This is a genomic window from Paenibacillus chungangensis, assembly GCF_042675905.1.
In the GTDB taxonomy this organism is placed as follows: domain Bacteria; phylum Bacillota; class Bacilli; order Paenibacillales; family Paenibacillaceae; genus Pristimantibacillus; species Pristimantibacillus chungangensis.
The window spans coordinates 119424-134545 of sequence record NZ_JBHTJZ010000002.1 but is presented as its reverse complement, the minus strand read 5'-3'; the positions used below and the strand labels follow the sequence as shown (position 1 = coordinate 134545).

General features: G+C 50.6%; 7 protein-coding genes. All 7 read right to left on the bottom strand.

What is annotated here, in order from left to right; all coding sequences use genetic code 11:
* Nucleotides 1–92: 92 nt before the first annotated feature.
* The 7 genes from ACFQ2I_RS00615 to ACFQ2I_RS00585 all read right to left on the bottom strand — a co-directional run bounded on the left by ACFQ2I_RS00615 (nt 93) and on the right by ACFQ2I_RS00585 (nt 15117).
* On the bottom strand, nt 93–3017 hold the full coding sequence (locus tag ACFQ2I_RS00615) for an S-layer homology domain-containing protein (protein ID WP_377561504.1): 2925 nt from the start codon (nt 3015–3017) through the stop codon (nt 93–95).
* Nucleotides 3018–3529: 512 nt separating this feature from the next.
* Nucleotides 3530–7702 carry an S-layer homology domain-containing protein gene (locus ACFQ2I_RS00610; RefSeq protein WP_377561503.1) on the bottom strand — a complete coding sequence of 1391 codons (4173 nt, stop codon included), beginning with the start codon at nt 7700–7702 and terminating at the stop codon, nt 3530–3532.
* A gap of 259 nt (nt 7703–7961) precedes the next feature.
* Nucleotides 7962–9110: a glycosyltransferase family 4 protein gene (locus tag ACFQ2I_RS00605; protein WP_377561501.1), complete on the bottom strand. Its 1149-nt coding sequence runs from the start codon at nt 9108–9110 to the stop codon at nt 7962–7964.
* 236 nt (nt 9111–9346) lie between these two features.
* Nucleotides 9347–10099, bottom strand: a complete 753-nt coding sequence (locus ACFQ2I_RS00600; RefSeq protein ID WP_377561500.1) for a WecB/TagA/CpsF family glycosyltransferase — start codon at nt 10097–10099, stop codon at nt 9347–9349.
* A gap of 8 nt (nt 10100–10107) precedes the next feature.
* On the bottom strand, nt 10108–11250 hold the full coding sequence (csaB, locus tag ACFQ2I_RS00595; protein ID WP_377561499.1) for a polysaccharide pyruvyl transferase CsaB: 1143 nt from the start codon (nt 11248–11250) through the stop codon (nt 10108–10110).
* Nucleotides 11211–13331 (bottom strand): DUF5693 family protein, encoded by a 2121-nt coding sequence (locus ACFQ2I_RS00590; RefSeq protein WP_377561498.1) that lies wholly within the window; start codon nt 13329–13331, stop codon nt 11211–11213. Before ACFQ2I_RS00590 ends, csaB begins: the two co-directional genes overlap by 40 nt.
* Nucleotides 13332–13389: 58 nt before the next feature.
* A complete protein-coding gene (locus tag ACFQ2I_RS00585) occupies nt 13390–15117 on the bottom strand; it encodes a phospho-sugar mutase (RefSeq protein WP_377561497.1) in 1728 nt (575 codons plus the stop codon).
* Between the last annotated feature and the right edge of the window lie 5 nt (nt 15118–15122).

Sequence of the window (15122 nt, the reverse complement as noted above, 5' to 3'; positions counted from 1 at the left end):
CGCTCCAATCCCCAAATTGTTTCAAGTTCGCGGTGAAATAGCTAAAAAAGAACCTCCCGATAAATCGGGAGGTTCTTGGATATAACTTACAATTAGCTGTTAGCTACAACTTTAACTGAGTATCTCTCTCCGCTCGATCTGGAGATAAACACTACAGAATAGCTGTCACCTTCTTGAACATTGGCAACCGTAACAGTTTGTACAGTTCCGCCATTGTTGTTAACAACCATGTCTGAACCTGCTACATTATCAAGATTAGTTACTGTAGCAGTGAATTGACCCAGATCAGCTGCAGTCATAACCACACCGAATTGATCCTTAACTTCTACAGTAGCAAATACATCGCTAAGGCTTGCAACATTTGCAGATGGCCCTTGAACTACTCCATCAGCTGCTTTCAGGCTGCCTGCATCCTTTTGTTTGAATGTCTTAGGCACCAAAGCCTCGTCAGTTACAGTAATGTCGTTTACAATGCTTTCGCCTGTTGCCAGAATAGTAACATTGAAAGTGCCATGTAACTTACCGTCATTACTCCAGCTATAAGTGGAACCTGCTACAGTTGCAGCAGTAGCAGAAATCTTATTCGATCCTTGATCATAAGTCAATGGAGCAGTAACGGTAACAGTATAAGCAGATTTAGGAAGTGTTACAGACTCACTGTTGCTGATTTTACCTTTAACTTCAACTGTTTTGTTATGGTTAGCTGTTTTATTGCTGATCATATCAATAGCAGTTACTTCGTAAGAGTCGATTGCAGAGCTATCAACTACTTTGAATGTGAAGTTTTCAAGTGTAGAAACCACTTTGTCAGCAGCGCCGCCTGTTCCAATCTTGATCAATTCAACTTTAACACGCTCGCTACCTTTATCAGCTGCTACCAGAGTAAGGGAATCGCCACTTACATTCAGTGTACCGAAGCCAGTTACTACATTTGCTGTACCGTCTGCAGCAGATACAACTGCTTTGTATACACCACCAGTACCCAGCAAGTCAGCAAGCTTCATGTCACGTCCAAATTGGTCTTTTACGATGATGTGTTTAGGCTCTACTTTCACAGTAGCGTCAACCATCATTGTTTTATTAACATCCAACTTGGAAACAGATTCAGCAACGCCTGCGTCTTCAACGTTAATTTGAAGCTGAGAGTTGTTAGGCGTGCCAGTTACAAAAGAAGTCAATACAACAAATCCTTTTGCGCCTGGAGCAGTCCACTCAATATAAGCTTCTTTAGTGGAATAGTTTTGTTCCATGCTGATAGTACCAGCAGTTGCATTAAGGGTAACCTTACCATTCAGAGCACTATACTTCTTCAGCTGTTCACCATTTTGATCGTATGCAGTGAAAGGAATCTTCACAGTCTGACCAGCAGATACAGTTTTATCAGGAGCTTCCAGAGTGAAAGTTGTCAAAGTAGCAGCCTTTTTAACTGGAACCTCAACCGTGTCTACTTTACCGCCAAACAATGTTTGAACGCGAACTGTGTTTGTACCTTCGAACACAAGAGTTCCATTCTGTGGCGCTGTCAAAGGAATACCAATCTTGTCATTGTTCGGACCTTGGCCATCAACAGCTTGATCTTTGTCAATCATGAACAACATAGGATTGTCAACAGATGCGAATACGCCGGATTTGAATTGATCAAGTGTCACAGCGTTGCCGTATTGGTCTTTTGCGTCAACTAGAACAAAGAAGTCAGGGAATGTAGAATTAGTCATCAATTCCTTGCCGTCTTGGTTATACACTTCCAAAATTTCTACGCTGTCAACCATCGCTTGACGATCAACTGTGAATGTTTGGGAAGCCGTTACACCATAAGAGCTCATGTTCAGAATTGCATTTACATATACTGTTTCGCCGAAGAAGAAATTGCTTGTTTGACCGCCAGATGTCAGCGTCAAAACGCCATTGCTAGGCGATGCAGTTACGCCGGATTTGCCAACTTGGAAAGTCAACGAACCGCCGCTTGTATTCGTTACATCTTCTTCGAACTGGTTAATGATTTTGTAGCCAACACTTACTTTGGAGTAGTCAGCTTCGTTTGTTTGAGATCCTGTTACAGTACCAAGAGCCAGCTTGTCGCTTGTGAACTTGATTTCAGTAACTTTCTCATCTTCAGCAGTGAACTCAGATACAAGATCGTCAGAACCAACGCCAGTAACTGTTACTGTAGTATTGCCAGCACGCAGCTTGGAAGAAAGTTCAAGTTCAGCAGCTTTCTTGTCTTCGGAGAAAGTAGCTTTTACTACGTCACGTGCAGAAACACCGTTTTTAACAGCGAACTCCACTTTGGACTCGTCAACAGGTTTGTTGAACTTTACGGAGATTTTCTTAACGCCTGCTTGCTCAGCGTCAACTGCTGGGCCTTCAACCAGACCAAGAATTTCTTCCAGAGTCTCGCCGTTTTCGCCTACTTCAGTTTTCAGAGCAGCTACGATGCCAGTGTAAGTCTCGCCGCGAAGTGCGTTAGCGTCGAAGTCAGTATCTTCAGTTGCGAAGCCCCAAGCAATCGCATCTTCTTCTACTTCTTCGTATTTCGCTTCTGGATTAAGTACACGGATCAGCAGTGCCAAGAAGTCGCGAGTTTCCAGCTCATCGCCGAAACCGAATTTAGTTTCGGATTTGCCGTTAACCAGACCTTTTTCTACTGCCCAAGAGATGTAACCGTCGTAGTAAGCGTCAGTTACGTCCTCGAAGCCGTGAGACTTCTCAGTACCTTCCGCTTCAGCTTCTTCACCCATCAGACGGGAAAGAAGTACGACCATGTCTTGACGCTTCCAAGTTTGATCTTCTTTCAGATCGCCTTCTTGGTTACCCTGAATGACGCCAAGCTCGTTCAAATATTCGCCTGCAGTAACTTCAGTTTCTGCAGCGGAGACTACAGTTGCGAACATGGAGAAGACCATGCAGATCGCAACTAACAGAGATAAACTTTTCTTCATAACCTTTTTTTCTCCTCCTCTAAATTGCTTCGGTTGTTGAGAGTTTTGTTTGGATAATGAATTGCTCGTTTCCCCCATAGCCGATTCACCCCCTTCCCAGAGTAGAGCACTAATGTATAAATGATGTCTACGTACATGGTTAACCCTTAGTAAGCTCATGTAGTAGAAACTCGTAAACCATGAAAGAATAGATGCTAGATTGGTCGCATCACTATAACATTATACAATGGGCTACCCCTACCGTAAAGAGGAAGTTGAGAATTCATTCCATTTCATTCCCAGACCGGCTCTGTGAGCCATTATGTATGCCGCATTGTGCTAACGTCATGTATTTAAACGTTGGTTGCAAGGAAAAGTTGCGTTATCTCAGAAAAAATTTTCTAAGTATTTTCTCATGAAGGATATTCTCCTACTTTCCCTTGATTAGTATAGCTTGTCTCATGGCGTCACGTCGATGCAAAACTTTTTCCATGGATAATGTTACACCTATGAATCTAGTACAAGCCCCCCACACCGTATCTAATCGTTAAAAACAGGGGCCGGCAACACCGGAATCGCCGCTGCTGTCGCACCCCTGCTAACGCCTATGCTTAATTGTAGATTGGCGGAAGCTTCTTCATATCATTCATGACTCTTGCCATTATAATGGCTGCGTCGCTGCGAAGCAACCTCGCTCTCGGTTCGAACACCGAGCCTTCCTTCGGTTCATCCGGATTGATGAGCTTGCCCTGGATGAAGCCCTTCTTCTGAATCGCGATTACCGAAGGGATGGAATAGAAGTCGAAGCTGCCGGAATCCTTGAACACTTTGTCCAGCGCCTTCTTCGCCTTATCGGAATCCGTCTCCAGCTTCAGCTGCAGCGCCCTGGCCATTATCGTGGCTGCTTCCTGACGCGTCAGCTCGACATCTTCATCGAAGAAGCCTGGACGCTTGCCGTTGACGATTCCCGCTCTTGCCGCCGTCTCGATATAGCGATAATCATAGATCGCACTGGCATTGTTCGCATTCGTAATCGTCTCTGGATAGTAAGTAAAGTGCGCCTCGCCTGTGTAATTCAACGGCAGATCCATCGCCCTGACGATCATGCGCGTGAACTCGCCGCGGGTGACGTAGCGGTCTCCACCGAACATACCGATGGGATCGACAGCATTCATAATGCCCTTGGAGAAGATGGCTTCCATCGCCTCTCGAGCATATGGATGATCCGTAATATCATTGAAGCCGCGTGTCAGCTTGACGGCCACGTAGTAGCCGAACTTCGTGAACGGCACCGTAACGGTTCGCTTCTTGTCATTCACAACGCCGCCAATATTCTCCCACGTGCTGTTGAAAGGATCGAAGCGGAACACTGTAATCGTCGTCCCGGCGCTCTGCACGATATTGGAATCGTAAGTGATCGTCAGTTCGCCCGGTTCGCTCGGAATAAGCTCTCTGCCGAATTGGTTCCAGCGGCTGGCGAACGAGCCTTCATATTTCCCGACCAGATTAGGGAATGGGAATGGATCGATTCCGCTTGTAATGGGATCGTACCCCCCAGAAGTCGGATCTGGATCATCTGCAAGACCCGCATCTATCCAGAATAACGGACTTGCTTTAATAAATTGTCTGGCTTGATCCTGGAACCGATAGCCAATGTGTAGATTGCCCTCCGCTTGGCTGTTAGCCGAATAGTTCGGCGGTTGTCCTTCGTACTGATGACGATCTACGATTCCGTCATCCGGATTCGCAATCGCGAATAGAATTTCGTTCCCATTATACACCTGAGTAGCGTGTTGGGTCGGGTCATTATATCCTGGTCTTATTAATTGTGTGCTCTTACTGAATTCCAGCTCCAATGCGCTATTGAACAGCTTATGCTTCTTGGACATCGTCTCCAGCATTTGCGCGCCAGGAATATTCGTCGGTACGTATTTTACCGTTAGTACTTGATCAATCGTATCTTCTCCACGTTGTATGGTGAAATCAATCTCGGTCTCACGATTAGGACGCAGATCCTTCACGACAGCGCGGAATGCCTCTGTCAGCACTTCTCCATTGGACGTGTAATCACGGAATGTCACTTTCTCCGCTATCTCCTTATCCACAATAATGGAGTCCGCCCCAGGCGAGCTAATAATCACTTCCACGAAATTTTTATTCGTGATTCGTTGTTCGCTAATTGGAGATTTGATGGAATAAGGAATGGATATCGGATTCACTTCCAACCGGTATGTCGCTCTTGGTCCGTACTCCCCTGCATTGAATACGGAAATGACATACACCATCGTGCTGCCGTCCTCCGGCATCTTCTGGCCTTTAATATCAAAGAAGAAGCTTTCTTTATCCACATCATAATAGAAGCTGATATCTGCGAAAGGGGTAATAGGCGAATTACCCGAATTCTGCACAATGCCGGCATCCGTGCGGTCGGCAAAAACAGGCTGGAACTCCTTGTTCAAATCCCATTCCACACTTGTCGCCCAGTTAGGCGAACTAATAGTTACAATATAGTTATTCCGATTTTCAAGATTGGTCAAATTATTCTCGAACTGCGTTTCGTCGCCAAGATCTACAAAATCGAAGGTTCCGTATACATTAAAATCGGCTTCTTTCGTTGTAAATACGGTGCCGGACTTCGTAAATCGAGGATCATTCGGCTGAGGCGGCCATACTCCAATATACGGATAAATGCCATCGGTATCTGGTGCCGGAATGACTGGCAAATTCGTTGGCACAATGTTCAATTTCAATGTCGCTTCATAGTTATTGCTGTCCGATCGAAATACAAATTTAATGGTATTGGTGCCCGCTTTATTCAAAATACCTGTTAATTGCTCTTTCACAGCGTCGGTACCGATTCCTTTAGGCTGGAATGTCATTTTGGACGTCCCTACTTGCTCTAACGGAACTTCTACATTATTCACGTACATGAACACGGTTTGACTCAACGGGGAGGGAGTCGTAACAGGCTCATAACGTATCTCGCTGTCATTGACAACATTGAATAATTGACCGCTCAAATTACCAAGCTTATTCAATAAGCTTTCTGACGTTTCGTTTACCGTATCGAACTTTACATCCATACCGTTGACTACGGTATCGAATTTCATATAAGGGCCATACAAGAGCCTCGCAATAATCTCATGTACGGCAGTAGACGCGTCCGCATGAAGCAAATTAAATAGTAATTCATTCGTACCTGACTTAGGAAGCTTCTGAATCTCGAGAAATACGCGAACAAATGAAATTGGCTCGTTGTTAACCGTTCGTGTTACTACTTGTGTTAATGGCGTGGCCGTATTGCCTTGCGACATCACCATTTTGTAAGACACTAATGTCGAAGTCGGCATCGTATCGAGTTCAACAATCCCTTTTAAGTTAGCGAAGCCTCCATTAATTGAGCCCGTAATGGAATCGTAATTGCCGATTAACAATTCAATCCCCATTGGAACAGAATACACGTCAACACCGCTCGCGGGAATATCTGTTCCCTGCAGACTTAAGATACGGCTATCGTTATTGGCTTCCACATTGTCGGTATCAATGTCTTCTGTCATCGTGGAATCGAATCCCGACAAGTAGTTGATATCGTGTATGTAGGCCTTGCTATTATCTCGCAATGTGAAGTCCGTCCAACCCGTACGGTTAAACTGGGTCAGATTCGGCGCTTTAAACCGTATTTGCTTCTTCACATCGAAAGCCAAGGTAGGCAGATTGTATGCAAACTGTACCGTAATAAATTTCGTATTTGCTTCTATTACAGCAGGGGCATATGTTACAGACCCCGCTATCGGCGCTATTTCTCCAGTGCCGCCTTGCACCTCTGCTGCCAGTAATTGCTCAAGCGCAGATTGGAAGGCTACCGCATCCGTGTAATCGATCGTGACGTTCGGGTCATTGTTCAGGTCATGCAGCGGCAATGGAATGATAGCCGTTCCCGTCACTTGCAATCCCGCAGCGCTGCCAGTTGAGAAATCAACACCCGGCTTCAGCTCTGTAGTTTTATCGTCGGAGTCCTTGAGTTTCATATTATAGTAAGTGACTTCGCCATTGTAGAACGCCACCTGACGAGTCGTCTCAACGATTTGACCGCCATTGAATACTTTAAAGGTGATGTTGTTAATCCCTTTATCGATTGTCAGCTGCGATGTGCTGAATCGATTGTTGTTCTCCGCAGTAGAAACGTTGAAATCATAGGATCTTCCGTTAATATCTACGTTAACCTTCGACGCATTGGGAGCTTTGCCCGTTATGACGATATACCCTTCATTCTGAACATTAGGCGCTGTCGAGTATAGCATGGTAGGCTGACTCTCCAGCATATCGTAATCCCGGTTCTCGAATGTCACCTTTAAATCATACAGCATCGGACTGTCTCGGTATTCAATATAAATGGACTCTGACACCGTAGAAGCGCCAGCAATTCCTTTGAACGTTATTTTATTCATACCTGGAAACAGAATAACACTGCTGACCGTAATATTATTATCCCCTGTCGTTTGTATGCCTGTTGTAATCTCTTCTGTTGAATTAAGATCGTCTTCCAAGCCGACAGCTGTAACTTGCTTGACATTGTAACTGATTGAATTTCCAACTACGCCGTTAATCGTACCTTGCAACTGAATCGTACGTGAGGATACAATTCTTGCGTTTGCTCTTGTGTCGTTTTCATTAGGGAACAAAAAATAAGCCCCTGCTGCCGACGCTGTTTGCGGCGTGCTGTATACGGGCAGCAATGTAATCATTAATACGAAAGTCAACAGTACGGCTAAAGCTCTTCTCACAACGATATTCCTCCTCTATGCCTAGTCGCTCCGAATCTCTCCATGACAGCTGTAAGTGAACCAGTCAAGCTGATAATCGTTCCTCCCTTGCCTCCCAAGTCGACAGCATCTCTCATGTTCTCAGACGCACCGACCGCGAAAAAGTTCCGTACCCTTTATATCGGTCTTAGCCGCGAATATGTTTATACAGATTAGAAAAGACAAAAAGAAAAAACCCCGTATCCTTGAAAGGATACGAGGCAGCATGTTATTCGTACGATTACTTGCCGCGCGATTGCGCGTTCACTTTCGTAATGCGAAGCCCCAATCGGCCCAGGAAATTGATAAGCGGCCTCCGTGTCTTATCCACGATGCCCGTTATCTCCGCACCAATCTGCAGGAAGAACATGAGCAGACAGATGACGGCGAATGTGATCCAGTTCGCCGCAGTTGATTGTACGACGACGGATTGGAAGATGGCGAGCACGCCGAACATGGCGGCCACTCCCCATATGATCAGCACCGTACGGCGATGGCTGAAGCCGAGATCCTGCAGGCGATGATGCAGATGCTCCTTGTCCGGCGCGAACAACGGCTTCTTGTTCACCCAGCGGCGGACGATAGCGAAGAACGTATCCGACAACGGCACGCCGATAATCAGCAGCGGCGTAACGAAGGATACGATTGTCACTTGCTTGAAGCCCAGCATGGACAGAGTCGCCAGGCTGAATCCCAGGAATAGCGAGCCCGAGTCGCCCATGAAGATCTTCGCCGGATGGAAGTTGAATACAAGGAAACCGATTATGCCCCCAAGCAGCAATGTGCTGAGCAGAATAACGGGCTGATAGCCCATGAAGGCGGCCATGACTGCAATCGTCGCGATCGCGATGCCGGATACACCAGCCGCCAGACCGTCCAGGCCGTCAATCAGATTGATGGCATTCGTTACGCCGACAATCCAGAGCAGTGTGAGCGGAATACCGATCCACTCCGCGATCGGCTGCATCGTCTCGCCGAACGGCACATTGACCAGATTAATGTGAATGTCGAAGCCGAAGACGACGACGCACGCCGCCAGCAGCTGGCCGAGAAATTTCACCTTGGCTGATAGTTCGAACCGATCGTCGAGCGCCCCCAGAATAATGATGATCGTGCCGCCTACTAGCAAGGCGTTAATCATATCGATATCCCAGGGTCTTAGCAGCCCTTCCGGAATGAACGGCTGCAGGATCAGGAACGCGCCCACGAAAGCGATGTATATCGCAAGACCGCCCAGCCTTGGCATAACGCGCGTATGAACTTTGCGATGGTTCGGCTTATCGATAGCCCCTACTTTGAATGCCAGCTTTTTGATTAGAGGCGTCATGACAAGCGCCAGTATGAGTGCAGCTACAAATCCAATGGAATAAAGCAAAAGGCCTGTTGGCATGTATGAACAACTCTCCTTTTTCCTAAACATAAGCAGCATGATTTCACCATCATTCGTTACGCGCTTCCGCAAGCTGGTGGTCTCTGCTTATCCTTCTCTGCGTCACGTGTTCTTATGCCCATCCGCAAGGACGGACATTAGCAACGTTTGCTACCGAGAGAATTATACTCTGTTGCATGAACAATTTCCAACCCCATTTTCAACCTATTTTCATGGAAAAGAGGCAGTTTTCCCCGTTAAGGACGAGTTTTTGTCACGTTTTCTCGCTCGCGGATCACTTTCATGACGAATTTCGGCAGCGCAAGCATCCTTTTGTATCGAGACGGCTCTTGAAGCAGTCTGTAGAGCCATTCGATTCGCAGCTTCTGCACAAGCATCGGAGCTCGCTTAAGCTTGCCGGATACGACATCGAAGCTGCCTCCCACCCCCATTATGAATGGTACGCCAAGCTTCTCCTTGAATCGGACGTTCCACTCTTCCTTATCCATGCCGCGCGCAATGAACAGCAGATGAGGCGATAGCGACCGAATCTCCTCCACAATTTCTTCATCCTGGGATGGGGCGAAGAAGCCATTGCGGTAACCGACGATGGTTGCCTGCGGGTACTGCAACTGAAGCTTCTCCGCCGCAGCGCCGATGATCTCGTCCGACGTGCCCAGCAGATACACCTTCCACTTATGCTTCTCCGCTTGCTCCAGCAGCCGGTGCATCATATCGAAGCCGGTGACGCGCTCGGCGACGGGATTGCCGCAATAGTTGGCCGCCCATACGACGCCAGCTCCATCCGGCACGACAATATCGGCGCTATTCAGCACAGTTGCGAATTGGGGATTGTCCACCGCCGCCATCACCATGATAGGATTAGCGGTAATGACATGCGTCTGGCTCCCCTCTTGAATTCTTGTTGTTATATAGCCGACCGTCTCCTCCATATTCATCTTGGAGAACGGCACGCCGAATATGGATACTGTTGGAATCTCTTTCGACATGAGGGAAATCACCTCGATCTATTATGACGCAACTTGGACACAATTTGTTGCGCAGGTTGTTGAGATTGCTCGATTAATCGCCTAATCTTCGTCCCATGTGCATCGCGCCAACCGACAGGGTCGTCCAACAAGGCGCAGGCGGCATCGGCGAATCGTTCCGCATCAAGCGACTCCGTCGTGCCGATCGGCGACAGTCCGATCCGCTGCAGGAACTGATCGATCTTGGGATCGTAGGATAGTCCCAGCATCGGAACGGATTGATTCGCCGCGTAGATAAGGGCATGCAGACGCATGCCTAGCAGCATGTCGCAGCGACTCACCTCCAGCAGCATCTGCTGCGGGTCATCGCCGGGAGCGGCAAGCTCGGCGGAGCTGCCCTCGCCGAGCTTGCCGCGGAGCCGTTCCATCACCGACTGCGACAGCTCGCGGTCGTCCGGGGTGTGGAACGGCAGGAAGCGCAGCCGCACAGCTCTGCGCTGTGACAGCGCCAGCAACGCCTCGGCGGCGCGCCCCATATCGGCGCCGTCCTGGCGCCAGCGGCGCAGCGAGACGCCGACGACCGGCGGCGTCTCGGCGGCGCCGCGCTCCGCTGCCGAGCCCTCCGGCAGCGGCAGTCCCATCACCGGATCGGGTACGACCTCGATCCGGTCCTGCGGGACGCCCATCGCCGAGAGCAGCTCGGCGGATGCGGCGTCCCGCACCGACACATAGCTGCTGCGCCGCATCACATGGCGGATCAGCGGGTTCATATAGCGGCGATTCACCGGGCCGATGCCCTGCGCGTAGACGAATGTCGGCTTGCCCAGCAGCTGGGCAAGCTTCATGATTCCGGCATAATACGGAATCGTCTTCGCGCTCGTGGCATCCTGCAGCAAGCTTCCGCCGCCGCTAATGAGGCCGTCGCTGCCGCGCATCGCCCGCAGCACCTCCGCCGGACGCATCCGATGCACAGACTCCACGCCGTACATCGCCTTCGTCCAGGCGGGATCGATGCTCAGCACGATCGGCGCGATTCGGACCCCCTGAACGGCGCCTTCCGCCTCCAGCGCCAGCAGAATCGACCGCAGTACCGCTTCGTCACCGCTATTGCGAAAGCCGTAGTAGCCCGATATTACGATGCGGAATACTTCTGAATCATTGGCCAAGCCCATCTGCGCCATGCCCCTTCCAGTGCGATCCATACAACGATAAGAATAAATCCAATCAGCAAGCCTCCGCCCAGTCCAAGCAGTGTGCGCGCAATGGACATCTCAAGCGGGGAATGAATATGCGTGAACGTGCCAACCATCGTCAGCTGGCCTACCGCGCCTATAATGATAAGCAGCCAGCCAGCCCGGTAGCGCAACGCCAGGAACAAGCCCAGCAGCAGAGGCGGATGACCCAGCACAAATTCCTTGAAGCGCGGACGAACGCCGAATGTCGATTCCAGCCAACCGCGGATCAGCAGCTCAATCTGGGACACCTGTCCGGCATTGCCCGTTCGGGACAAATAGTAGAAGCCCACCGCGCCAAGAACGGCAGCTAGCAATACCCACATAACCGTGATCGGTTGAGACAATAGGGCCGTCGCCCGCTTCAGCACGCCTTTCGTACTACTACCCTCATAGAGAAACACATAAACGGCGATCAGGAATATCGGCGCCAGATGAAGCACGCTCACACCACGGAACTGCTCCAGCACCAGGCTGTACGTAATATTGTTCAACAGGCCGAAGACTAGCGGCACCGCGCACAGCGATATGCATGTCGCGACTAGAAACCAGTTCAAGGCCAGACCGATGCGCTTACCGATCGGCATATCGGGGAAAATCCACCTGGTCCCGCGCGGCTCTTCGGCGCTTCCGCTAATTGTCCAGTCCTCGCCGCCAACCATGCGACGTTCGCCGATCGTCCGAGCGTATATACGGTTCATTACCCAAATCAATCCCAGCGTAGGCGCACTGACAGCAGCGCCGAGCGCCAGCGCTTGCTCCATAAGAGAGCTGTTCAGCACATACAAGCCTGCCGATCCCACAAGTCCGATTCCGAACACGGGGATGAGCAGAGCGGGCAGATAGGCGCCAATCAGCAGTGCAATAATTGCGACAGCGCCGAGCGCCGCCAGGCCGCGCACAGGCTTCTCCCACGCAGGCTTCTCATAGTGGAACGGCTGAGCAGGTCCAGCCGGGAAGCCATTGTCAGCCAGCGTCTGCACCACGCCGCGCTCGCCGATCATAATCTCCGCCAGCTTGTCCACCGATTGATCCAGCGTTCCGGTATCCGCATTGCCGAGCGTCATCGCATTCAGGAAGAACATCCGAATGTTCCGATCCTTCGCCGCCAGCAGGAAGCGGTCCACCACGCCTTCCTGCGTCATCTCGATGCTATCCTCCGGCGACAGCGAATATAGCCTTGCTATATTATAGTTCGTTAAATAAGCCAATTTATTAAGACCTTGCTGCGGACGCTTCAAATTCTCAATCGTCGTCAGGCCGATCTCATACTTGTTCAGCAGCGACGCGAAGTGATCGAGACTCTTGCTAGCCGTCTGATCGCTGAACCCCTTCACCTTCTCCCCATCGAACAGAAGACGAGTAACACCATACTCATGAAGACGCGCCAGCTGCTCTTCCGTCCGCTCCGGGTCATACGGCACGACACGGTCGGAGAACCTCGCAACGATATGGAATCCCGCTTCATGAATCGCTTCAAGCGCCATGGGATCGAAGTCCATCGTCTTCAGTCCGGCTGCCGCTGTCGATTCTTCGACAATAAGCCCCTCGCGTCCATCGAATAACCACTCGCGGTGAGATACGCCCATCCGGTCGAAGGCATCTCTAACAACGGGACCGATCTGCTCCGCTTCCCGTTGTCCGCTGAACAGGATGTACGTGTTATGTGAGCGCTCGTCCGCAAGCTTGCCTTGCAGCAGTGCGGCTTCTTTCTCATTGTAGTAAGTCAGTCTTCCAGCTTGCATCAATTCCTTGAGTGAGCTCTCATAGACCGCCATGGAGGTCACTCCCGCTTCCTTGAGCATTCTCAAGCGATCCTCTACGAATTGCCGAGGGCGCGGCTGCAGATCAGACGCTTCTACAATGTCCCGGTAATCGAATACGTATTCCACATTCTGGGCGGACTTCTCCATTGTCATTCTCTGGACACCCAGCGGCAACGCCGCAATAACGCCAATCAGCGTAACAATCGAGAGCCATAACTTCGCTTGCCGATTCCACTGATGCCAACGATTCAACACTTCATTTCCTCCGTTCTTCGTGCATGAACGGCAATAGCCGCCTGATGGCGGCCGCCGCTTATGAGATACCGTCCACCCGCGACATGACGGCAGCCTTGAGCTGCTGCATCGCTTCTGCGGATGCTTCTGCGGACTCTCTCTTCACTGCAAAGTAAACTTTAATCTTGGGCTCCGTACCGGAAGGACGCAGACAGAACCAGGAGCCGTCCTCCAGCATGAACTTCAGCACGTTCTCCGGACGAAGGCCGTTCAATCCGCCTGCATAATCCTGCATTTCCTTCACCTTCACGCCGTTAATCTCGGTCGGCGCTCCAGTCCGCCAATCTTCCATAATGGAGCCAATCTGGGCGATGCCGTCAATCCCCTTCAACGTGCGGGACTCCAGCGCCTCCATATAGAAGCCGAACCGTTCATACAGCTCATGCAGCACATCGTGCAGCGTCTTGCCCTTGCTGCTGTAGTAAGCCGCCGCTTCGCATATGAGCATAGCCGCAACAACTGCGTCTTTATCGCGAGCATAAGTGCCCGTCAAGTAGCCGTAGCTTTCTTCGTAGCCGAACAAGAACGACTTCTCGCCTGTCTTCTCGTAGCGGGTCATCTTCTCGCCGATATACTTGAAGCCGGTCAGCGTATTCTCTACGTCCGCGCCGTAAGCGCGGGCGATGTCGCCGCCCATCTCGCTGGTTACGATCGTCTTGATGACTACACCGTTGTCAGGCAGTGCGCCCCGCTCCTGGAGCTGGCTCAACAAATAATGGACGATGATAGCGCCGGATTGGTTGCCGGATAAGGGAATATATTCTCCATCCCGATTGCGCGCGACCGCTCCCATGCGATCGGCGTCGGGATCGGTTCCGATAATAATGTCGGCATTCACTTCCTTGGCCAGATCGATAGCCATCGCGAATGCTTCGCGCTCCTCTGGGTTGGGTGACTTCACCGTGCTGAAATAACCATCAGGCTGTTCTTGCTCTTCTACAATATGTACATGATGGAAGCCGACTGCCTTCAGCACCTCTCTGACCGGCATATTGCCTGACCCGTGCAGTGGAGTGAATACGACATGGAAGTCTTTCAATGCGTCGCTGCCAATCAGATCACTATTCAGACTCTGCGCCGCTACCGTCTCAACGTAGTCGCGATCGGCAGACTCGTCCAGCCATATATGCAGCCCCTGCTGCTCCGCCGACTCGCGATTCATTCGCTTCACTTGATCCAATCCCGCCACCGCGCCAATTGCGGCAATGACGCCGTTCGCGTCTTCCGGCACAAGCTGGCAACCGTCGGAACCGTATACCTTGTAGCCGTTATACTCCGGAGGATTATGACTGGCAGTGATGACAATGCCGCCGTCCGCTTGCAAGGCGCGCACCGCATAGGAGAGCTGCGGCGTCGGCCGAAGCGAATGGAACAAGCAAGCGCGAATGCCGTTGCCTGCGAGCACCAATGCCGTATCCAAAGCGAACTCCGGCGACAGATTGCGCGAATCATGGGCAATGACGACCGACAGCGGCTTCGAGCCGACGCCACCGCGAGCCAGCAGCCAATCCGCCAAGCCTTGCGTAGCCTTGCCCACTGTATAAGCATTCAAGCGGTTCGTCCCCGCTCCCATCACCCCTCGCAGACCACCTGTGCCGAATGCCAACTCGCGATAGAAACGATCGACGATTTCTTTTTCTTGTCCGGCGATACCGCGCAATTCCTCTTTTGTAGCATCGTCAATAAGCGGATCGTTCATCCATTCCTCGAATCTGGCCATCGCTTGTTCCAACGTCAACTGTGTCATCCATT

Coding starts and splice junctions, on each gene's coding strand:
- ACFQ2I_RS00585 (WP_377561497.1), bottom strand. CDS start 15,117: ATGACACAGTTGACGTTGGAACAAGCGATGGCCAGATTCGAGGAATGG.
- ACFQ2I_RS00605 (WP_377561501.1), bottom strand. CDS start 9,110: ATGCCAACAGGCCTTTTGCTTTATTCCATTGGATTTGTAGCTGCACTC.
- ACFQ2I_RS00615 (WP_377561504.1), bottom strand. CDS start 3,017: ATGGGGGAAACGAGCAATTCATTATCCAAACAAAACTCTCAACAACCG.
- csaB (WP_377561499.1), bottom strand. CDS start 11,250: ATGGGCTTGGCCAATGATTCAGAAGTATTCCGCATCGTAATATCGGGC.
- ACFQ2I_RS00600 (WP_377561500.1), bottom strand. CDS start 10,099: ATGTCGAAAGAGATTCCAACAGTATCCATATTCGGCGTGCCGTTCTCC.